The sequence below is a fragment of the Legionella stuttgartensis genome (assembly GCF_977063405.2).
Window position 1 is genome coordinate 220,316 of sequence record NZ_CDRUHA020000071.1, and the last position, 22,844, is coordinate 243,159.

Genomic DNA, 22,844 nt, shown 5'->3' on the forward strand with positions numbered 1-22,844 from the left:
TTACTCACTTAATTCTTCAATCGCCTGATTTGCCAAGGCATCTACCAAATCATTTTCTACATGACCAGAATGCCCTTTTACCCAATGCCATTTTATTTGATGACGAGAAGCCAATACATCTAATATTTGCCAAAGATCTGCGTTTTTAACAGGCTCCTTTTTAGAGTTACGCCAACCTTTTATTTTCCAGTTAGATAGCCACTCGGTCATTCCTTGCCTAAGGTATTGCGAATCAGTATACAAATCAACGGAACAAGGACGCTTTAAAGCTTCCAAGCCTTTAATTGCGGCCATAAGCTCCATACGATTATTCGTAGTATGCGCTTCCCCACCATATAAGGTCTTTTCTTGTCCTTTATAACGAAGCAAAACACCCCAACCACCAGGACCTGGGTTTCCTTTACATGCGCCATCGGTATAAATTTCAATAGTCACTTTAATTCCTAATCTTTATCCCATAAATGGAAAAATGGAGTAACAAATTCCTCATTTAAAATCTTTTGCTTGATTATCGCAATGTCAGGTGCAAAATACCGATCGGTATCATAAGCTGCAACATCAGAACGAATCAGCTGATAAATTTTCTCTAATAAGGTAGATGATTTTAATGGCTTACGAAATTCGAGTCCCTGCCCCGCTGCTAATAACTCAATAGCTAAAATTGTTGCTGTGTTATCATTCATTTCATGTAAACGTCGCGCAGCACTGGTTGCCATGGAAACATGATCTTCTTGATTCGCGGAGGTCGGAAGACTATCTACTGAGTGCGGGTGAGCTAAAGCCTTATTCTCACTTGCACAGGCAGCGGCCGTAACATGGGCAATCATAAATCCGGAATTTAAACCACTTTCTTTAATTAAAAAAGCAGGCAATCCACTGAAATTTTTATCAATTAACAAAGCAATGCGTCGTTCAGAGCTCGCTCCTATCTCAGCTATAGCCAAAGCAAGATTATCAGCCGCCATGGCAACTATTTCTCCATGGAAATTACCTCCTGAAATAATTTGCTCTTGCTCGCTGAACACAAGTGGGTTATCTGAAATCGCATTAACCTCAATATGTAACGTTTCTCTTACAAATCGTATTTGATGCAGTATGGCGCCCATAATTTGAGGTTGGCATCTTAAAGAATAAGGATCTTGAACTCGAGAACAATGTCGATGAGCCTCGCGAATCTCACTTCCAGCTAACAGCTCCCTATAGTATGCTGCTACATTCCTCTGCGCCTCATGTCCTCGTACTTTTTGAATTCGATCATCGAATGGCACATCACTCCCATTAGCCGCATCAACAGATAAAGCTCCAGCAATAAGGGCTGTTTCAAATAGTTTTTCTGTAGTAAATAAAGCATTTAAAGCAATTGCAGTAGAAGTCTGCAGTCCATTGAGTAAAGCAAGACCCTCTTTAGCCTCTAATTCAATTGGTTTTAAACCCGCAATATTCAATCCCTCAAGGGCACTGATTACTTTTCCTTGATGCCTAACATCCCCAACACCCAGTAAAGGTAAAGACAAATGGGCTAAAGGAGCCAAATCTCCAGAAGCACCTACGGATCCTTTCGCTGGAATACAAGGATATACTTTATGGTTAAATAAAGAGATTAATGCCTCAATTAGCTCTAAACGAACGCCGGAATATCCTTGAGCTAGATTATTTATTTTAAGCAATAAAATTAAAGCAACAATTTCATCAGATAGTAGTTCGCCTGTACCACACGCATGAGAAAGTACGATATTTCGTTGTAATTGTTTCAGATTTTCCTCGGAAATGGTCTGATTTGCTAAAGATCCAAAACCAGTATTGATACCATATACTGTTTTTTTGTTTAGAATTACTTTTTTAACTGTTTGATGTGATGCATGAATCCGCTCAAATGCCTCTTTAGCAAGAACGCAAGTTAATTGTTTTGCTAAAATCTCTTTGATTGAATGCAAGTTCAACTCACCTGGTTGAAGAATAAAAGACTCTTGCATTAATTTACCTCCTTAAAAATAGGTTGGGTCTTTGACCCAACCTGAGATCAAACTCGAATTAAGATCTTTTATTGGGTAAAACCCAAACTACAAAATCTATTTTAGGTTTCCATAGGCAACCAAAGTGAGTTTTCCTTAGCGCATTTCTTTGCAAGGTCATACCCTGCATCAGCATGCCGCATAACTCCAGTTGCGGGATCATTATGGAGTACTCTTGCCAGACGTTGTGCCGCTTTTTCTGTTCCATCAGCGACAATCACAACACCCGCGTGTTGTGAAAATCCCATGCCTACCCCACCACCATGGTGGATGCTAACCCAAGTGGCACCGCTAGCACAATTTAATAACGCATTAAGTAATGGCCAGTCCGATACAGCATCACTACCATCAATCATACCTTCTGTTTCGCGATTTGGACTTGCTACTGAGCCAGAATCTAAATGATCACGACCTATTACAATAGGAGCTTTAACATCACCATTACGAACCATTTCATTAAAGGCCAATGCTAAACGTGCTCGATCTTTTAATCCAACCCAACATATTCGTGCAGGTAACCCCTGGAATGCAATTTTCTTCTTCGCCATATCCAACCAATTATGCAGATGCTTATTGTCCGGGATTAATTTTTTAACCATTTCATCAGTAGCATAAATATCTTCAGGATCTCCTGATAAAGCAACCCACCTGAACGGTCCAATTCCTTCACAAAATAAAGGTCTAATGTACGCAGGAACAAAACCTTCAAATTTAAAAGCGTCTTTTTCTCCTGCTTCAAATGCCATTTGTCTTATATTATTCCCATAATCAAAAACGGGGATTCCTCTTTTTTGAAATTCAAGCATTGCATGAACCTGTAGCGCCATAGATTTTTTCGCTGCAACAACTACCTCTTCAGGGGCAGTTTTACGCATTTTTGACGCTTGTTCTAATGTCCATCCAGCAGGTAGATAACCATTTAACGGATCATGAGCACTGGTTTGGTCAGTAACTAACGCAGGAGAAGCTCCTCGTTGAATCAACTGTGGAAAAATTTCAGCGGCATTTCCTAAAACGGCAACTGATAGAGGGATTTTCTTTTGACAAGATTCATTTATCCAGGCTAAAGCTTCATCTAAATCTGGTGTATAACGATCTAAGTACTTGGTTTTAATGCGTTTTTCTATCCTTGAAATATCACATTCAACCGCTAAAACACTTGCTCCTGCCATTGTACCCGCTAAAGTTTGCGCTCCCCCCATTCCTCCTAAGCCACCTGTTAATATCCAACGCCCCTCCAAACTCCCAGCGTAGTGTTTCTGAGCTGCAGCAACAAAAGTTTCATAAGTCCCTTGTACAATGCCTTGCGAGCCAATATAAATCCAGCTTCCTGCAGTCATCTGACCATACATCATCAAACCTTTTTTATCTAACTCATTAAAATGTTCCCAAGTCGCCCAGCGTGGAACTAGATTGGAATTGGCAATAAGCACACGAGGAGCATCCTCATGAGTAGTAAAAACACCTACAGGTTTTCCTGATTGAATTAATAGTGTTTGCTGATCATTTAATGTCTTTAGCACTTCTACAATTTTATTGAAACATTCCCAATTACGAGCGGCCTTACCCAAGCCACCATAAACGATCAGAGCATCTGGATCTTCTGCTACATTGGGGTCAAGATTATTACATAACATACGAAGTGCTGCTTCTGTAAGCCAACTTTTAGCTTGTTTTTCGCTGCCTTGATTTGCTCTAATGACACGGTTTGTTTTAAATTCTTCCATTAACAGTGCTCCATAGCGAACTAAAATAAAAGCATAATACACTAGAGCTATTTCAGAGCATAGATATCAATTTTAATAACTAAATGAGATAAGTTCTTTAATTCATTATGATATTTTATAATATCCGCACAGTTTACTTTCGAAAACATCAAATTTAAATCAACATGCCCAATAAGCAGGCACTCTGTCTATGCTGGATAACATTACTATGTTATAATTGGCCCATGTTAACCTATCGATCTAAATAAAGTGCACACTAAATCTGAAAAACACCCAAAGTCACTCCGTATTTTTTTCGCAACTGAGATGTGGGAACGATATGGTTTTTATGTAGTACAGTCACTTTTAGCACTCTATTTAGCCTTGCATTTCAAATGGCCAGACAAACAAGTTTATGCTTTGGTTGGATCATTTACTGCATTGACTTATCTTTCCCCTGTAGTAGGAGGATGGATTGCGGATAAATTAATAGGACAAAAACGAGCTGTTTTGCTCGGTGCAGTTGTACTCTTTGCAAGCTACTGTGTTCTATCATTAGTAGATAACACAACTGTTCTTACCGCATCTCTTGCGGCAATTGCCGTGGGAACAGGATTATTAAAGCCAAATATCTCATCTCTATTAGGGAATGAATACCTTATGGGTTCCGCGCGTCGCGAGAGTGGCTTTACCATTTTTTATATGGGAATTACCACAGGTATTATTTTAGGGACCACACTACCAAGTATTTTGAATGAGTACTTGGGCTGGGTTTCCTCATTCACAAGCGCTGCAATGGGTATGATTGTCGCCTTTAGCGTCTTTTTATATGGCATCAGGAAATACAATATTAAAGACTATAATCCATTTGTTTTTCAATATAAAAAGATTGTTGCAGCTCTTTTCTTAATGATATTTCTATGGTCCTTATCGTTCTATATTTTAAATTCTCCTGAATTAGCTAATATTATATTTGGGCTTGTTGTGTTATTTTCAGCTGGATATATTTTATACTCTGTCAGTCGAGAAAATGCCAATCAATCACGACAAACTCTAGTAATTGGCTTGTTGTGTATCATTTCAGTAGTGTTTTGGTCTTTTTACTTCCAAATGTTTATGTCCCTTACCCTATTTATTTCACGCGTTGTTGAACCAACATTTTGCGGCATTCAATTTCCAGCCCCTTATTATGTAACGATTCAAAGCGTGGGAATGTTAATTATCGGATTTTTCTTAGCAAAGAAAAATCCAAAACTTAACATAGTCGAACGCGGATTAAGTATTGGGAAAAAATTTCTACTCGCAATATTTATTACCACTGCAGCTTATGCTGTTATTGCTTTTGTCAGTAATTTCACTGATAAAAGTACTTTGCTCACGCCACTTTTAATTATTCCGGCTTATTTAATGTTTTCCTTAGCAGAACTCCTTTTATCTCCAGTTGGATTATCTGCGATCACCCTTCTTGCAGATAAAAACAAAGTAAGTACCTTAATGGGTATCTTTTTTGTATCTCTGGGAATAGGTGGATTTTTATCAGGCAAGCTGGCTTCATTAACAGCGATTCCATCCGGTGAAACCAATATTGTTGTATTAAAAAATCTATATGCTGTGGCATTTACTCAACAATTAGGAATATTATTTATCGCGGCTTTATGCTGTCTGGTTTTATATGCAGTAATTAAATTTTTATTAACTAATGTTTGTGTAAATGATTATTCAGATTCAATGGTAGAGCCTATGCTCCGCATGCAAATCGATGAAAAGTAATTTGTATTTTTTATTAACCTGATATTTTGTCTTTAAATGAATTGAGTGTATTTGCTATAGCTCTTTTTATATAGGCAAAATACTGTTATGATTCAGCGCCTTTTATAATTGTTAGCTTATATATGTTAGATAAAAACCCAATATTAACGAAACTATTGCACCTGCTTGATGATAATCAGGCCATCGATGTAAAAGTAATTGATGTTAAAAAACAAACAACCATTACAGACTATATGATTATTGCTTCAGGGCGCGCCTCTCGGCATGTCAAAGCCATTGCACAAAAAGTCATGGAGGATATGAAAACTTCCGGGACTCCAGCGATAAATTGTACTGGTCTAGAAACCGGTGATTGGGTTCTTATCGACTTTGGTGACTTTATTATCCATGTCATGCAACCTGAATACCGACAATACTATAATCTAGAAGGTCTTTGGGAAGAACACCCCGAGAATTAATATTTTTTAAACCGTTATGTTAAAAATCACCATCATTACTTTAGGCAATAAAATGCCAAATTGGGTTACCCAAGGTTCAAATGAGTATGCCAAACGACTAAATGATGGTGTTCAACTCAAAATAATTGAAATACCTTTAATTCGCCGCAGTAAATCATCAGACTTATCACGAATATTAGAGAAAGAATCTGCTCTTATTAAAGATGCATTACCCAGTAATGCACGAATTATTGCCTTAGAAATTGAAGGCAAGACATTTAGCAGTGAAGAATTAGCACTTAAGATATCTCAATTACAACAAACAACGAGTCATCTTTGTTTTATCATTGGTGGTCCAGAAGGTCTCTCTCAGGAAATACTTAGATTATGTGATGAACGTTGGTCTTTATCAAAACTCACCCTTCCCCATCCCTTAGTACGTATTATTTTGTTAGAAACTCTATATAGAGCATGGTCTATTATTAATAATCATCCTTATCATAAGTAGCTTTTATGGCAATTGTATTCACTGCCACCAAGTGTAACAACAAAGGACCAACACCAAATCATTACTGCATTTCATCTAGACTACAAGGGACAGAAACCTATAGTAAACAATTCAATTTTAAGTTACTATGCGGGTCTTTAAGTCCAGCTTAACTGACTGTGCGTCAATGAGTCGAAATCAATCTTTTAAAAATTATAGGATGGAATCTCAGCATCAACTTTTTAGAATTAATTTGTTGGTTGCTTTTCTTATTATTTTATCTTTAATTCTTGTTCTAAGACTGGCGTTTTTACAAATTTCTGAATTCAAAAAATATCAAACCTTATCTCTAAAAAATCAAATGAGCATTATCCCTATTGCTCCACCAAGAGGCGTAATCCTTGATAGAAATGGGGTCCTGCTCGCAGAAAACATTCCCGTTTACGTTCTTGAGATAATCCCTGAACATGTTAAGAACATGGAGCAAACCTTAGCCGAATTACAAAAACTGATTCCTTCGATCACGGAAGAAGACGTACAAAATTTCAAACGAATACGAAAACAAAACCGTTCTTTTGTCCCTATACCTGTTAAATTGAAATTAACTCAAGAGGAAGTCGCGATTTTTGCCATCAATCAATATCATTTTCCAGGAGTTAGCATTAAAGCACGTCTGATGCGCCACTACCCCTTGGGTGAAATTACAGCCCATGTATTGGGATATGTCGGTAGAATCAACGTTGAAGAATTAAGATCGGTCGATCCAACGAATTATCGTGCTACAAACTTTATTGGTAAAGCAGGTGTCGAAAAATATTACGAAGATGTACTCCACGGTAAAGTGGGATACCAAATGGTAGAAACTGACGTAAGTGGACGCACATTAAGAGTTGTCAATAAAATTAATCCTCATTCAGGATCAAAACTCTACTTGAGTATTGATGTCAGACTCCAACAAGCGGCTTACGAAGCACTCAAGGATAAAAGAGGTGCTGTGGTCATGATTAATTCTAAAAATGGCGAAGTTCTAGCCATGGCGAGCTCGCCAAGCTTTGACCCGAATATTTTTGTGGGTGGCGTAAGTTCTAAAGAATATAAGAAACTGTCAAATACCTTACAAAGACCTTTATTTAATAGAGCTGTACGGGGAGTATATCCACCTGCATCTACAATTAAACCATTTGTTGGTTTAGCAGGCCTGGATAAAGGATTTGTTACTACTGCAACAACAATTTATGATCCTGGTAAATATAAGCTTCCTACTGCAAGTCATATTTATAGAGATTGGAAAAAAACAGGGCATGGGATGATTAATTTTAAAAGAGCGATCACCGTTTCTTGTGATACCTACTTTTATCAGCTAGGTAATAAAATGGGTATTTCTAATATTGAGGATATGCTCGTAAAATTTGGTCTGGGCCATTTAAGTCATATTGATCTCTATGAAGAAGCCTCAGGTATCGTTCCAAGCTTACGATGGAAAAAACAAACCAAAGGCGTTCCGTGGTATCCAGGAGACACCTTAATTACTTCAATAGGCCAGGGCTTTATGCTCGCTACACCATTACAAATGGCAAATGCAACTGCTTCGTTGAGTCAACATGGACAACGATTCAGACCTCATTTATTAACAAAAACAGTAAATAGTGACAGTGGTGAGACAGAGCGATATAAACCTGTCGAAGAATATCCAATTTACCTTAAAGATGAAGCAAATTGGGATATCGTTGCTGATGCCATGCACAACGTTTTGATCAGCAATGAAGGTACAGGTTATCGATTTGGACGAAATCCACCGTACCCTGTTGCTGGCAAAACAGGGACAGCACAGGTATTTAGCGGCAGACAATATGAAAAAACAAAATATGAAGATATTCCCGAAGCATTACGCGACAACTCATTGTTCATTGCATTTACTCCGGTTGAAGAGCCTGAAATTGCTCTTGCCGTTGTTGTAGAGAATGATGTCGCGGCTTCAATGGTTGCACGCAAAGTACTTGATACTTACTATCAACTTTATCCGATGAAAACTCATGAACAGACGACACAGTAAACCGGTTTATCGCTTCACCGCAAAATCACTCCATTTGGATTTTCCCTTATTGGGACTATTGCTTTTATTAATTTGCTTTGGTCTTTTAATTTTGTATAGTGCATCGAATGCCAACTCAGGGATGATTTTACGTCAATCAATGCGACTTATTTTTGCATCACTCATTATGGTTGTGCTCGGTTTTATCCCTCCCCATAAATATAAAATATGGACTCCATGGATATATAGCATTGGATTAACTTTATTAATTGCCGTGATGCTTATGGGAAAAATTGGAAAAGGTGCTCAACGTTGGCTTGAATTGGGCTTATTTCGCTTTCAACCTTCTGAAATCATGAAATTAGCTGTCCCCATGATGGCTGCATGGTACTTTGATCGACAAACGCGTCCTAGTAGTTTTAAATCTCTTGCTATAGCGGGACTTATTATTTGCGTCCCTGCGCTCCTTATTGCAAAGCAACCTGATTTAGGTACTGCAATTATGGTTGCTGCAGCAGGACTTTGTGTAGTATTTTTAGCTGGAATTCGATTTAAAGTTATTCTGTTGCTGATACTCCTTGTTGGGTCTGCTATTCCAGTTGTCTGGCATCTAATGCATGATTATCAAAAGCAACGAGTGTATACGCTTCTTGATCCGGAACAAGATCCACTCGGAGCTGGTTATCATATTATTCAGTCCAAAATTGCCATTGGCTCTGGTGGTTTAGCTGGTAAAGGTTGGTTACAAGGTAGCCAATCTCATCTTAACTTCTTGCCTGAACATGCTACAGATTTCATCTTTGCAGTAACCAGCGAAGAATTCGGCTTTGCAGGAGGATTTGCCATTATCGCACTCATCGTTTTGGTTTCACTGAGAAGCTTGAATATCGCATCCAATGCGCAAACTACATATACTCGCCTCTTAGCCGCAAGTCTTGCAATGTCGTTCTTCATGTCTGGTTTTGTAAATATAGGAATGGTTATGGGGATTATTCCTGTTGTTGGCATTCCCTTGCCTTTAGTCAGCTATGGAGGCACCGCAATGGTGACCTTTTTAGCAAGCTTTGGGATATTAATGTCTATCAGCTCACATAAAATTTTATTTAATAGTTTAAGGTGATTGTAAATAGCCGCTGGATCCGATAGTTGAGTCAACCCCAACGAAGTCCTTCCAATTCACCTTAAGTTTTATTTGACTTGGTACCCACCTCCCGAAGCTTGTCCGTGGGATCGTGGTATTGAGGCACTAAGCTCGCTTTTTCCTGGATGTTACGATCAATTCGTAGCACGCAGGGTTCAGTGGTTGTCAAAGAAAACTTAATGCGCTAAAACGATATAAATTAAAGCAAGGCGGCTACTCGTTCGTAGCTTCGACGATGGATCATACAAGGGCCGAGTCGATCTAATGCTTCTCGATGAGCAGCTGTGGCGTACCCTTTATGCTCTGCAAACCCATACCCAGGATAGATCGCATCAAACGCTACCATCTCTGCATCTCGCAACACCTTAGCAAGAATTGATGCGGCACTAATTTCGGGAATCAAATTGTCTCCTTGCACAATTGCCTTACAAGGGATACTTAACTTGGGTATATGTATGCCATCTACCAAAACTTGATCCGGTTTGATTGGCAAAGCATCAATTGCGCGTTGCATGGCCAGCAAAGTGGCATGATGAATATTCAGGCTATCGATTTCATCTACTTCCGCCCTTCCATAAGCATAAGCAATAGCCTGTTCCTTTATTTGTATAGATAACAATTCACGTTTTTTTGCACTTAATTTTTTTGAATCTGCAAGACCCTCTATAGGTGCTCTTAAGATCACGGCTGCGGTTACAACCGCACCAGCTAAAGGACCTCGCCCTACTTCATCCACTCCAGCTATAAGCATAATATTATTATTCCCTGTATCTAAAATCAGTGTATTCATAGACATAATGTTGGCCAATAATACTCTTTTAAAATTGATTTATCATCCAGGAAATGCGATCATTCGCGCAAATAATTAACATATATATGAATTATAAATGAATAAAACTCGTTGTGCCGTGATTGGTGTAGGTTATCTGGGTAGATTTCATGCACAAAAATATCAACTTCTTCCAAATGCAGAGTTAGTAGGAATTTGCGATCTGAATCCCAATACAGTAGAAACTGTATCTCAAGAACTAAAGGTGACAGGTTATAACGATTATCATGATTTATTTGACAAAGTTGATGCAGTAAGTATTGCAGCAACAACAAACAAACATTTTGAAATCGCCAAAGTCTTTTTGGAGCATGGCATCCATGTTTTAATTGAAAAACCAATTACTGAAACTGTAGATCAGGCAAATGAGTTAATTCAACTTGCTAAAAAGCATCAAGTAAAACTACAAGTTGGACATCTTGAGCGTTTTAATTCCGCACGATTGGCTTTAGATGACTATTTAGAAACACCTTTATTTATTGAATCAGAACGATTGGCTCCGTTTAAGCCACGTGGAGCAGATGTTAATGTAATCCTTGATTTGATGATCCATGACATAGATTTAATCCAAAATATAGTTAAGAGCCCTATAGTATCAATTCTGGCCCAAGGTACGCCTATACTCACTAAGGCAATTGATATAGCTAATGCTCGCATTACATTTGCCAATCAGTGTGTAGCTAATCTTACTGCCAGTCGCGTAAGTTTTAAAACAGAACGCAAGACCAGAATATTCCAAAAAAACTCCTATCTTTCAATTGATTATCAGAGTAAAAAACTTGCTGTATTCAAAAAAGGAACAGGCGAAATGTTTCCTGGGATTCCTGATATAGTTCGCGAAGAAACCGCGTACGAACAAGGAGATGCATTATTTGAAGAAATAAAATCATTCATCCAATGCATCCAAGAAAATAGTACACCGCTGGTGACTGGTGAAGATGGTCTGCAAGCACTGGAAGTTGCAGAAACAATTACTTCTCTTATACACAATAACTTAATTGAACGTCATGCAGAAATTTAAACGCATTGTTATTATTGCTGGTGAAGAATCGGGAGATGTTCATGCATCGGTTTTGATTCGCCAATTAAAAGCCACCTACCCTAATCTTGAGATTAGTGGAATTGGTGGTCGACACATGCAAGAAGCTGGGGCTGAAGTTATTTCAGACTTGGCACACCTTGGTGTGACAGGACTTACAGCAGTTATTCGTAATCTTCATGTGATTCGCAAGGCATTTCTGGCAATTAAAAAGCATTTAAATAAGCAAAAACCTGATCTACTGATCCTCGTAGATTATCCAGGCTTTAATTTGAGACTAGCTAAATATGCAAAGCTAAAATTAGGTATTAAGATTCTGTATTATATTAGTCCCCAAATTTGGGCATGGAAAGCCAATCGCATTCACCTTATAAAAAAATGCATTGATCGAATGGCAGTTATTTTGCCTTTTGAAAAAATTTTATATGAAAAAGCCGAGGTTCCAGTAAATTTTGTTGGTCATCCTCTAGTTGAAAAAATAGCATCTGTTGATGAAAGTCAATCACAGCGTACAACATTAGGGCTTCCCCAAGAGGCGAACATTTTTGCTCTTCTTCCAGGAAGTCGAGCGAACGAAATTAAATATCATATGCCCGTTCTACGGGATACTGCCCTAATTTTGCATCAACGCTATCCAAATTTACATTTTGTAATTCCTATTGCAGATACAATTGACCCAGAAAAAATTAAACACTATTTCTCGAATGTAAATTTACCTATTAGCTTTGTACAAGGCCAAGCGCTAAACTGCATGGCGGCAGCAAATTTCATTATTGTTTCTTCAGGTACGGCATCTCTTGAGTGTGCTTTATTAGAGAAACCTATGTGTATTATTTATAAGTCTTCATTCCTATCCTATGTGTTAGCGATGAGATTTATTAAAGTTAAATTTTTTGGTTTGTGTAATCTATTAGCAAACAGAATGATCGTCCCTGAATTTTTGCAATATGATTGTAACGCTCATGAATTAAGCCGTTATGTAGATCATTTTTATAAAGATCCAAGCCAACCGGCAAAAATGATTTCCAATTTAAATAAAGTAAAAAATTCATTGTCTTCAGAAAAATCCGATCGCACATTATTTAATCTTGTGGTGAATGAATTGCTCGAAAAAAATGCATAGTTTTCTCTTAAAAATATAGAATATCAATTATGCTTCATGTACAATTAATTTTGCTTTCATTTTGAATGTTAGCAATTGGAATGTGTGATTTAATTAATAATAAGGAAGTTAAGATGACTGTCATTGAAACACCTGAAGCTACTTTAAGCATAACTAAACAAGACCAAGGTCTCCAAGATTTAGTCTACAATCTAGTCTCTCGTTTTCTCGCTGAAAACAAAAGCAAAAACATTGACGATCTTTACGATATGATATTATCTGAAGTTGAGCCTCCTCTACTGCAAGCAGTAATGGAAAAACGTCGTGGCAATCAACTGCAAGCTGCTAAGATGCTAGGCATTAGCCGCGGCACAATCAGAAAGAAACTCCAAAGATATTTTGGAACTAAATATTTTCGTTTAACTGACGAATAATAAATTTTTAAATCACAATTTACTTATGTTTCTCAAAAAAGGCTCGATATTCGAGCCTTTTTTTTGCAGTAACGTTTCATTGTTTTTAAGGATAATTATGTCATGAAAAAAATAATGTATCTCACACCCTTACTAGCGCTTCTCATTACATCCTGTGTGACTGACAAGCCTGATGTAATTGCAGATGATACAGGTCAATTACATTACACAACACCCTATCAAGATGATACAAGAGGCAGGAATGTTTTTCCCATGAAACAAGAGGTCCATGGCAAGAAACTCTTTATTTTTGACCCTAAGGCCTATGCATGGGCAGCTTATGATGCCCAAGGTAACCGGGTCATGACTGGTAGTGCTTCTGGTGGAATGGATTATTGTGATGATATTCATGAAAAGTGTCGTACCGTTACAGGTATCTATCATGTGTTCAATAAAAAAGGGGCTGACTGCAAATCCAATGAATACCCTATTGCCCGTGATGGTCATGTAGTGGGTGGTGCTAAAATGCCATATTGTATGCATTTCCATGATGGATATGCGATTCATGCCGCTTATGAAGTTCCTAAATTCAATAGCAGTCATGGCTGTATTCGTGTCCTCCCTGGCGCAGCCAAATGGCTAAACGAAAATTTTATTGATGTGGGAACCACTGTATTAGTACTGCCATATGCTTAATGCGCCACATAATCACGCCTAATAATCCTGGAACTATTTTTCAGGATTATTTATTTAAAAATAACGCTTATTGACTATTAAATGAACTTGTATAAAATGTATTAAAAATTTGCGTGGAGAATTCGAGTATGTCCCTATCAAAATTAAATATCCAACATATAGTTGAACAAAAGACTTCTGACTACATTTTTAGTCATCTCACAGACTACTCTGGCCTACGCAATCCCTGTATTCTCGCATCACCTGTTAGGGCTGTGATTGAAGAAGTTAATAATCAACTATCTGAAATGCTTTCACTTGCTAAAAAAGAATCAGCATCCAAACTAATTTTAGATGCATGTAATAAGCAGAAACAACAAGATTTAATGGAGAAAGAAAAGGATGAGCACGAAAAACGAGCGGATTGGCTCGTATCAACTCAATTAAAAGGCAATTTACAATTCATTAATGAGGAAGTAGTAAAAAATGAGCACGAGATAGAAAAAGAACACGAGTATATTCAACAACTCCAACTTCATTTAAAGCGGGTTGAAGAACAAATTACTATAAATAATCAAAAGAAAGAGGAGGCAACTCATCATCATTCCCATGCTGAAACAGAAGCATCTACTACTCATAACCATACTCATCCAGAAACATCAAAACAGTATCATAGAACAGAGCATTCACATCCTGATGAAAAAAAACACGAAGCAACTATCCATACTCACCAAGAAACTGTTTCTCCTTTGCAAACAACTCATAGTCATCCCAATACTATACAACATGGATCTCAAGCAACGGATCTTGAGTTCGAAAAAAAAGAGCTCATTCAGAAAATAAGTTCACTCCAAATTGGTTTAGAAAGTAAAAAATTACATTATCAACAACAGTTAGAACAGCAAAAAAAAATAAACAAGCAACTCTTTGAGCTTCCCCAAAAGGAGCAACAAAGAATGGAACGTGCTCATACACGAGAAACTAGAGAAAGAGCTCGTTTGACTAGTGACCCTACTTTATTACAACTCTCGCAAAAAAACCGTGATTCAATGGAAGCTGCAATTAAGTTAACACATCAAAATCTAACCCAAGAAAAAGAAAAACTAATGCAGGAAGCAAATGAGATAAGTTATCAAATTTACCTCTACAAACTTGAAGCTCTTTTATTCTCGACAATAAAGTTAAATTACTCGGAGTATCAGGCGCTAACACAAATAGTTCAGATCATGAAAGCATATCTTGTAACAAAAGCGGAAGAGAACGCTAAAAAAGCCATCCTGGATGATAAGCGGAGTTATAAGAGTCGATTAGAAGAACAAATGCGTGATAATGAAAAAAATGTCGAACAATTTAAAAAGTCAAATCCGGAGTTGGTATCTTCTAATTTAACTTTAGCAGCTACAAATAAACAATTAGAAATCTCCGTCCAAAATTCACAAAAAACCAGAAATAATCTTGCAAAAGCAGGACTTTTTTCTCTTCTTTTTACAGGTGGGGCAGCCGGAACTGGACTAGCTATTGAAGGAGGCATAGTTGTTCTAACCTCTTTAGTTCTTGCACCTGCTGCAGTACTTGCTGTTATTACCCTCAGCCTTTTCATTGCAGCATTAGTTTATGCAATCAAAGCAAGTGTCGAAAACAATCAATTAGACAAAAACAAAAAAACAATGGAAGAAAATCGCGATAAGATTGATCAACAAACTAGTAAAATAATTTCTTTGGAGGATACGGTAATTCCGGATTTAAAAGGTAAAATCAGTACTGCTGAAAAAGAGCTAAGAGAATTAAATAGAGACTATTTGAATTTAAAGCAAAAAGCAGATTTACAAAGAGAGCAGGCAAGAAGAGTAGCTGTTATCTATCCAAGCGAACAACGATTCACTAACCTACTACCACCTCAAGTGACAAACAGTGATGCATATCAAGTTTCTATCCAACCAACAGCTCCTTCAATGGAGGAATTCACTGGACAACCGTTTACCTATAATTAATCAAAGTCATTTCATTAATTTAAGAACTAATATCTTACCTATATCCCACAATACGTACGGGATATAGGTAAGACGTTATAAGAAATAAACCTATATTAAACCGCAGACGAAACCAATAATTTGTTTATTCGATTTACAAAATCTGCTGGATTATCTAATTGACCACCCTCAGCTAAAACAGCTTGTTCAAACAACATGGTGACCCATAATTCAAATAAATCATCATCTTGAACATCATGTAAACGCTTAATGATTTGATGATCAGGGTTTATTTCAAATACAGGTTTACTCATTGGAACCTGTTGACCAGCAGCCTGCAAAATACGTTGCATTTCTAATCCCATATCTTGCTCATCGGCAACCACACAAGCAGGAGAATCAGTCAGTCTATTTGTCACTAGAACATCTTTAACTCGCGCATCCAAAACCTTTTTAATATGGTTTAACAAAGGCTCCAGTGTTTTTTCCTGTTCTTTGATTTGTTCAGGGGACTCATCACCTAGCTCCACTTTACCCTTTGAAATAGAATGGAGTTTCTTTCCATCATACTCACTCAGATAACTAACTAACCACTCATCAACTTTGTCACTGAGGAGCAATACTTCAATTCCTTTTTTCTTAAAAATTTCCAAATGAGGACTATTTTTAGCCGCGTTGTAACTAGAGGCAGTGATATAATAAATCTTATCCTGTCCTTCTTTCATGCGACTTATGTACTCATCCAAAGTTGCTTCTTGCTTCTCAGAATTAGTTGCTGTAGTGGCAAAGCGTAGCAATTTAGCAATTGCCTCTTTGTTAGTGAAATCTTCAATGGGGCCTTCTTTTAAAACCAATCCAAATTCATTCCAGAACTTTTGATAGGTTTCTTTATCGCCGGTGCTCATTTTTTCAAGCATGGATAAAACGCGCTTCGTACATGCAGAGCGGATACTCTCTACTTGTTTGTTGTCCTGTAAAATTTCTCGTGACACATTGAGTGGTAAATCACTTGCATCAACAATACCTTTAACAAAGCGTAAGTAACGAGGTAAAAATTGGGTGGCATCATCCATTATAAACACGCGTTTTACATAAAGCTTTAAGCCATGCTTTGTTTCTTGCTGCCATAAATCAAATGGTGCATGAGCCGGAATATACAGCAAAGAAATATAATCATTTTTTCCTTCCACATGGTTATGTGACCAAGTCAATGGGTCCTGGAAATCATGTGATATATGCTTATAGAGTAATTTATATTCTTCGTCAGTAATATCTGACTTTTGCATGGTCCATAAAGCAGTTGCTTTATTTACCGTTTCATATTCTGTTGATTCCTTATCATCTTCAGATGCTTTTTTCATAACGATGGGCCAGCAAATATGATCTGAGTATTTGCTAATAATGCTGCGTAAACGCCAATTACTCAGGAACTCATCATTATCATCTTTAATATGTAAGGTGATTTCGGTACCACGAGTGACTTTTTTTTCAGAATCAATGGTAAACTCGCCTTCTCCCTTAGACTCCCAAATTATTCCCTCTTCAGGCTTCAAACCCGCACGTCGACTTTTAACAGTTACCTTATCAGCAACAATAAATGCAGAATAAAAACCCACACCAAATTGTCCAATTAACTGAGAATCTTTTGCACTTTCTCCTGTTAAATGGCTCATAAACTCTTTAGTACCAGATTTCGCAATGGTACCTAAATTTTCAACAGCCTCATCCCAACTTAAACCGATACCATTATCTTTAATAGTTATCGTTTTTAACTTTTCATTAACATCGATAGTAATTTTTAAATCAGAATCGCTTTCATAAAGCGAGCCGTTTGATAAAGCCAAAAATCTTAATTTATCTAATGCATCCGAAGCATTAGAAATTAACTCGCGTAAAAATATCTCCTTGTTGCTATAAAGCGAATGCACTACCAAATGCAACATTTGCTTTACTTCTGTTTGAAAGCCCATGGTTTGTTGCTTACTCGACATTTACCTACTCTCCTATGACAGACACATTTTCTTATGATTATTGTCATATAGGGTTTCAATCAGTAAATTTCAAGGGGCAAAAGAAAGGAAATTTATGTCACTACTTATTTATAATCAAATCCAGGCATTGTTAAAGTACCCCCAGAATGAATAATTAGTACATTACCTTTTAATTCTTCGGTTTTAATATAGTTCCTAGACTCAAAAAATAGTTTGGCAGCATAGATAGGATCTGCCAAGATACCCTCCTCTCGTGCTAAACGTTTTACTTCATTTTTGATGGTTTGATTCACCGAACCAAAGGCTTTAGCCGTGGTAGGATAAAAGCAACGAAAATTTGGGGGAATTAATTCAAGCCATTGTTTTAATTTACCATGAAATGTTGCCTCATCATCAGCTAGCAGCAATACATGAATCATTGCTGAGTGATTTAATCGAGCCATCCCTTGAATGAGTCCCGCCGCAGAAAAACCTGTTCCTGCATCAATAAAAATATGTTGAAAAGAAACTCCCAAAGTATGCTCATTTACAGAAATGTCATCAGCAAGAGTCAAAGCACCAGTCATTGCTTGCGGAACACTCGCTCCTTCTTGCAAAATGAACCCAGGTTCATTTTGCGTCTGTAGATACTCAGAAGCCAGTTCATTGACTTTTGGCCAATCATCACGAGCAATCCAGACAATTTCCTGTTCCTCAAGAAATAGACGACTTAATTTATAATTTCCTCGCAGTTCCAATTTCCAAGGTTGAATCAAAAATGCGGTGACTTTTAGTTTAAATTCTCGGGCTAATTGCAATGCAGCAAGTAAATTATTGGATTGAGGTCCTGCGATAATAATAAGGTGTTGAATCCCTTGCTCTATTAAAAAAGGAAAAAGGCTGGCATATTTACGTAATTTTGATCCACTAATACCACAACCTAATTCATCATCTCGTTTAACATAGCAATCCACATTATCACTAGGAAATTGATTTAAACGATGAATTCGGCTGGATAAATTCCACATAGATTTGAATAAGTTGTGTACCTGGGTGGAACGCATAACCCGGGTGTATGTATAAAATTTATTTTCCCCGGGTTATGCTGCGCTCCACCCGGGCTACAAATAATTAATTGTCGTACTAATGAGTATCTCTAACGAAATCTAGATGGCTATCAGTTGAGGTTAACTGATGGAATTTATAACCCAACTCATTAAAGTGTTTCAGTTGCTCTAGATCGTCAAATTGATTTTGCATGAGAAACTTAGCCATCGTTCCACGTGCTTTTTTGGCGTGAATACCAATCATTTTCAACTGATCATTCTTTTTTTCATAAAAATTAATCGTAATCAATGGATAATTTAATCTTTGTACATCCACTACCTTAAAATATTCATTTGAGGCCAAATTAATCAGAACTGGATTTTTTTGAGCCGCCAACTCCTGATTTATTTCGTGCGTTATAGTTTGTTGCCAAAATTCGTACAAATTCTTCCCTGCAGGATTCTGTAAATGAATCCCCATTTCAAGCCGGTAAGGTTGGATATTATCCAATGGCTTTAACAGGCCATAAAGTCCAGATAAGATTCGCAAATGATTTTGTGAATAATCAATCGTCTTTTGTTCCCAGCTTGCTGCTTTTAATCCTTGGTAAACATCTCCCTGAAATAGAAGTAATGCTGGATATGCATGCGTAGAGACTTTATTCACAGAAAAATCTTGGTAACGTTTATAATTTAATTCAGCCAAATCCTTGGACAAATCCATCAAAGCAGCTATATCAGCAACCGATTTAGATTTCATCAATTCGACTAGAGTATTGGTTTTATCAACAAACAGCGGATTGGATGTCGTTCCAGAATATGGCTTGAAACTATTTAATAATTTTTTAGCTGGTGATAATAAAATTAGCATAATCAGTCCGTAGAAATTTAACGTGGAGCCGTGCCAGGAACCATACCTACCCGTGGTCTAAAAACATAAATTGTGATAGGTTCACTCTTATCAATCACATTTCCCTCAGCATCCATAACTTGCACTGCTAAAGTATGAGAGCCCCTATACATCCCTTTTATTTCAAAGACTAGATTAGTTTGCGGTTCACCAAGAGGGTCACCATCGTAAAGCAGTTGTAATTGATCTCCGCGCTGCAAATCAGGCTCTATTTGTACCGTCACCATGACAAAACCTTCGTTGTTACGAATCGTTGCACCACTCGCAGGTTCAGCAATTTCTATATTGGTATAAGAATGCTTTAATTTAACCGTGTCGGAGTGGTTTTCTTGTTCCGGTTCTTGCGCTGGCGTCTTAGAGGTTGAAGGAGTTGGTGATGAAAAACTTTGTGAATCAGGAATAATCACCGTTTCAGCTCCCGGATGAGGAGTATCACTGAAATGAACATTACCTTGACTGTCAGTCCATCTGTAAATTTGCGCAGCATAAGATGCGCAAATTACCATCATCAATGAGAGAGAAACAAAAAATTTACTCATCACCATTATTCCTAGAGACTGTAATATAATTCAAACTCATAAGGATGTGTCAGACTTCTTATCTTGTTTATTTCTTCTTCTTTCATGCGGATGTAATTATTAATGAAATCCTGAGTAAATACATCACCTTGTAATAAGAAATCATGATCCATTTGCAGATTTTCCATAGCTTGTTCCAATGAAGCACAAACAGTAGGTACATCGACAAGTTCTTCTGGTGGTAAATCATAGAGATCTTTATCCATAGCTTGACCAGGATGAATTTTTCTTTGGATACCATCCAATCCTGCCATCATCATAGCGGCGAACGCAAGATATGGGTTTGCTGTAGGATCAGGGAAGCGTACTTCAATACGACGCGCCTTAGGATTATTCACATGAGGAATACGAATCGCTGCAGAGCGGTTCCTTGCGGAATAAGCCAACAGGACAGGAGCCTCAAAACCAGGAACCAATCGTTTGTAACTGTTAGTTGATGGGTTAGTAAACGCATTCAAAGCCCGGGCATGTTTGATTATTCCACCTATATAATAAAGCGCGGTTTCTGAAAGACCACCGTATTGATCACCAGAAAACAGATTTACACCATCTTTAACTAATGATTGATGGCAATGCATACCACTTCCATTATCACCAACTAAAGGCTTGGGCATAAAAGTAGCTGTTTTTCCGTAATTATGTGCTACGTTGTGAACTACATATTTTAAAATCTGTAATTCATCTGCTTTTTTAGTCATTGTATTAAATCGAGTAGCGATTTCACATTGGTTCGCTGTAGCTACCTCATGATGATGCGCTTCAACAACTATTCCTAATGATTCAAGAGTCAAACTCATTGCAGAACGCATATCATGGGAGGAATCTACGGGTGGAACTGGAAAATAACCGCCTTTTATCGATGGGCGATGTCCTATGTTACCCCCTTCTAACTCTTTTCCAGAAAACCATTGTGCTTCTTCTGAGTCGATTTTATAAAAAGAACCGCCAATGGTTGTTTCCCATTGTACACTGTCAAAAACGAAGAATTCAGGCTCAGGTCCAAAAAGAGCGGTATCCGCAATACCCGTAGATTGCAAATAAGCTTCGGCACGTAAAGCTAATGATCGAGGACAACGTTCATATCCCATCATTGTTTTGGGGTCGACTACATTGCATCGAATAAATAAAGTGTTGTCTTGAAAAAACGGATCAGGCTTGATTGTTTCTAAATCTGGCATTAATGCCAAATCGGATTGGTGAATCTTTTGCCAACCTTTAAAAGAAGATCCATCAATCATTTTTCCATTTTCAACAAAATCATTATCAACTGCTGAAATTGGCATTGTTATATGCTGCTCTTTACCCCGTATATCGGTAAAGCGTAGGTCTATTAATTTGGCATCATGTGCCTTAATCGCCTCTAGTACTGTATTTTTGCTCATTATTGCTCTCCAGGATAGTCTGGTTGTATAGTGTACCTTAAGTGACTTATTAATCCCAATAGATTAAACTCTATGTTTTAACATAAACCATAAAAAATAATGGGTGCTTACCAATATCAGGCGCTTCAAAAAAATGGCAACACAGCAAAAGGCGTGCTCGAAGCAGATTCTGAACGTCATGCGCGCCAACTGTTACGTGATCAAGGATTAATTCCAACTCAAATTCGTGTGTTGACTCAGCAACGCTCAGGTAGTCAAACTAAAAGCAAAATTTCTGCAGCTGATCTTGCTCTGTTTACCCGTCAGTTGGCTACATTGCTTGCCGCCGGTATCCCAGTTGAAGAGTCATTACGCGGAGTGAGTGAACAAACAGAAAAAGATAAAGTGAGAGAACTCATTATCGGTGTGCGAGCCAAAGTACTTGAAGGTTATGGATTAGCCCAGGCTATGGCACAATTCCCCCATGCCTTTCCGGAGTTATATCGTGCAACTGTGGGCTCAGGTGAACAAACTGGGCACCTTGATGTGGTTCTAGAAAAACTGGCGGACTATACTGAGAATCAACAGCAAACGAAGCAAAAAGTTCAGCAAGCATTGATTTATCCTCTCATTATGATCATCGTTTCCATTGCTATTATTTGTTTTTTACTCAGTTTTGTAGTACCCAAAATTATTGAAGTATTTACAAGCGGCGGACAAACCCTGCCTGAAATGACGGTATTATTAATTAATATAAGTCACTTCATTAGAGATTATGGCCTTTACACTTTGATTGCTCTTATTCTCATATTCATTGCCTTTAAAAAAAGTCTCGCTAATGAAAAAATCAAAACAGCTTGGCATCGTCTATTGTTGAAGTTGCCTATAGTCTCGTACTTAGTAAAAACAGTTAATGTTTCGCGTTATATACATACTTTTGGTATACTTTTCGCAGCAGGAGTGAGTGTTCTAGAAACCATGCGTGTTGCAGCAAGTCTAGTAACCAATGTCGTTATGCGGCAAGCTTTTGATACTGCTACTGTAAAAGTTAGAGAAGGATGTGGTATTAACGAAGCGTTAAAAGAAACGAGTTATATTAGTCCTATGGCAATCCATTTAATTGCTAGCGGTGAAAAAAGTGGACAATTGTCAAATATGATGGAACGTGCAGCCGTTCATCTTGATAATGAAGTCAAACGGTTAATTGATACGTCATTAACCTTATTGGAGCCGATGGTAATTCTTTTGATGGGTGCAATCGTTTTATTTATTGTTTTAGCCACCTTATTACCTATTTTTTCAATGGAGCAGTTAATTACTTAAATTTTAAAACTTGTAGTCTGGCGAAGCATTAAATTGTACGCTT

General features: G+C 37.6%; 20 protein-coding genes. 11 read left to right on the forward strand and 9 right to left on the reverse strand.

Annotation, left to right across the window (positions count from 1 at the left end; genetic code table 11):
• From rnhA to hutU, 3 genes are all read right to left on the reverse strand, one after another.
• Complete coding sequence (gene rnhA / locus ACWTEW_RS25620; protein WP_454780922.1) at positions 1 to 435, reverse strand: ribonuclease HI; 435 nt, start codon at positions 433 to 435, stop codon at positions 1 to 3.
• An 8-nt stretch (positions 436 to 443) separates the two neighbouring features.
• On the reverse strand, positions 444 to 1,973 hold the full coding sequence (hutH, locus tag ACWTEW_RS25625) for a histidine ammonia-lyase (RefSeq protein ID WP_454780923.1): 1,530 nt from the start codon (positions 1,971 to 1,973) through the stop codon (positions 444 to 446).
• Positions 1,974 to 2,074: 101 nt separating this feature from the next.
• Complete coding sequence (gene hutU, locus ACWTEW_RS25630) at positions 2,075 to 3,739, reverse strand: urocanate hydratase (protein WP_454780924.1); 1,665 nt, start codon at positions 3,737 to 3,739, stop codon at positions 2,075 to 2,077.
• Positions 3,740 to 3,988: 249 nt separating this feature from the next.
• On the opposite strand from hutU, the gene ACWTEW_RS25635 reads away from it, so the two are divergent.
• From ACWTEW_RS25635 to rodA, 5 genes are all read left to right on the forward strand, one after another.
• The gene (locus ACWTEW_RS25635; RefSeq protein ID WP_454780925.1) at positions 3,989 to 5,488 is read left to right on the forward strand and encodes a peptide MFS transporter; all 1,500 of its coding nucleotides are present in this window, start codon (positions 3,989 to 3,991) and stop codon (positions 5,486 to 5,488) included.
• A gap of 122 nt (positions 5,489 to 5,610) precedes the next feature.
• A complete protein-coding gene (rsfS, locus tag ACWTEW_RS25640; protein ID WP_454780926.1) occupies positions 5,611 to 5,946 on the forward strand; it encodes a ribosome silencing factor in 336 nt (111 codons plus the stop codon).
• Positions 5,947 to 5,962: 16 nt separating this feature from the next.
• Positions 5,963 to 6,433, forward strand: coding sequence for a 23S rRNA (pseudouridine(1915)-N(3))-methyltransferase RlmH (gene rlmH / locus ACWTEW_RS25645; RefSeq protein WP_454780927.1), 471 nt, complete (start codon positions 5,963 to 5,965; stop codon positions 6,431 to 6,433).
• 166 nt (positions 6,434 to 6,599) lie between these two features.
• Complete coding sequence (mrdA, locus tag ACWTEW_RS25650; RefSeq protein WP_454780928.1) at positions 6,600 to 8,465, forward strand: penicillin-binding protein 2; 1,866 nt, start codon at positions 6,600 to 6,602, stop codon at positions 8,463 to 8,465.
• The gene (gene rodA, locus ACWTEW_RS25655; RefSeq protein ID WP_454780929.1) at positions 8,446 to 9,564 is read left to right on the forward strand and encodes a rod shape-determining protein RodA; all 1,119 of its coding nucleotides are present in this window, start codon (positions 8,446 to 8,448) and stop codon (positions 9,562 to 9,564) included. Before mrdA ends, rodA begins: the two co-directional genes overlap by 20 nt.
• 220 nt (positions 9,565 to 9,784) lie before the next feature.
• On the opposite strand, the gene rnhB is transcribed toward rodA, so the two are convergent.
• Entirely contained in the window at positions 9,785 to 10,336 is a 552-nt protein-coding gene (rnhB, locus tag ACWTEW_RS25660; protein ID WP_454781277.1) for a ribonuclease HII, read from the reverse strand.
• Between the two features lie 136 nt (positions 10,337 to 10,472).
• Between rnhB and ACWTEW_RS25665 the strand changes: the two genes are divergently transcribed.
• The 5 genes from ACWTEW_RS25665 (at position 10,473) to ACWTEW_RS25685 (ending at position 15,634) form a co-directional block, all read left to right on the forward strand.
• A complete protein-coding gene (locus ACWTEW_RS25665) occupies positions 10,473 to 11,435 on the forward strand; it encodes a Gfo/Idh/MocA family protein (RefSeq protein WP_454780930.1) in 963 nt (320 codons plus the stop codon).
• The gene (gene lpxB, locus ACWTEW_RS25670) at positions 11,422 to 12,576 is read left to right on the forward strand and encodes a lipid-A-disaccharide synthase (protein ID WP_454780931.1); all 1,155 of its coding nucleotides are present in this window, start codon (positions 11,422 to 11,424) and stop codon (positions 12,574 to 12,576) included. Before ACWTEW_RS25665 ends, lpxB begins: the two co-directional genes overlap by 14 nt.
• A gap of 113 nt (positions 12,577 to 12,689) precedes the next feature.
• Complete coding sequence (locus ACWTEW_RS25675; RefSeq protein ID WP_131794728.1) at positions 12,690 to 12,989, forward strand: helix-turn-helix domain-containing protein; 300 nt, start codon at positions 12,690 to 12,692, stop codon at positions 12,987 to 12,989.
• A gap of 102 nt (positions 12,990 to 13,091) precedes the next feature.
• Complete coding sequence (locus ACWTEW_RS25680; protein WP_454780932.1) at positions 13,092 to 13,664, forward strand: L,D-transpeptidase; 573 nt, start codon at positions 13,092 to 13,094, stop codon at positions 13,662 to 13,664.
• A gap of 128 nt (positions 13,665 to 13,792) precedes the next feature.
• Positions 13,793 to 15,634 carry a hypothetical protein gene (locus tag ACWTEW_RS25685; RefSeq protein WP_454780933.1) on the forward strand — a complete coding sequence of 614 codons (1,842 nt, stop codon included), beginning with the start codon at positions 13,793 to 13,795 and terminating at the stop codon, positions 15,632 to 15,634.
• A 95-nt stretch (positions 15,635 to 15,729) separates the two neighbouring features.
• On the opposite strand, the gene htpG is transcribed toward ACWTEW_RS25685, so the two are convergent.
• From htpG to glnA, 5 genes are all read right to left on the reverse strand, one after another.
• Positions 15,730 to 17,604 carry a molecular chaperone HtpG gene (gene htpG, locus ACWTEW_RS25690; protein WP_454780934.1) on the reverse strand — a complete coding sequence of 625 codons (1,875 nt, stop codon included), beginning with the start codon at positions 17,602 to 17,604 and terminating at the stop codon, positions 15,730 to 15,732.
• A 104-nt stretch (positions 17,605 to 17,708) separates the two neighbouring features.
• Entirely contained in the window at positions 17,709 to 18,611 is a 903-nt protein-coding gene (locus tag ACWTEW_RS25695; RefSeq protein WP_454780935.1) for a pyridoxal-phosphate dependent enzyme, read from the reverse strand.
• A gap of 115 nt (positions 18,612 to 18,726) precedes the next feature.
• A complete protein-coding gene (gene yaaA / locus ACWTEW_RS25700; protein WP_454780936.1) occupies positions 18,727 to 19,500 on the reverse strand; it encodes a peroxide stress protein YaaA in 774 nt (257 codons plus the stop codon).
• Between the two features lie 17 nt (positions 19,501 to 19,517).
• Complete coding sequence (locus tag ACWTEW_RS25705; RefSeq protein WP_454780937.1) at positions 19,518 to 20,078, reverse strand: DUF4124 domain-containing protein; 561 nt, start codon at positions 20,076 to 20,078, stop codon at positions 19,518 to 19,520.
• An 11-nt stretch (positions 20,079 to 20,089) separates the two neighbouring features.
• Positions 20,090 to 21,499 carry a type I glutamate--ammonia ligase gene (gene glnA, locus ACWTEW_RS25710; protein ID WP_454780938.1) on the reverse strand — a complete coding sequence of 470 codons (1,410 nt, stop codon included), beginning with the start codon at positions 21,497 to 21,499 and terminating at the stop codon, positions 20,090 to 20,092.
• A gap of 99 nt (positions 21,500 to 21,598) precedes the next feature.
• On the opposite strand from glnA, the gene lspF reads away from it, so the two are divergent.
• Positions 21,599 to 22,801 (forward strand): GspF family T2SS innner membrane protein variant LspF, encoded by a 1,203-nt coding sequence (lspF, locus tag ACWTEW_RS25715; RefSeq protein WP_454780939.1) that lies wholly within the window; start codon positions 21,599 to 21,601, stop codon positions 22,799 to 22,801.
• Positions 22,802 to 22,844 lie beyond the last annotated feature (43 nt).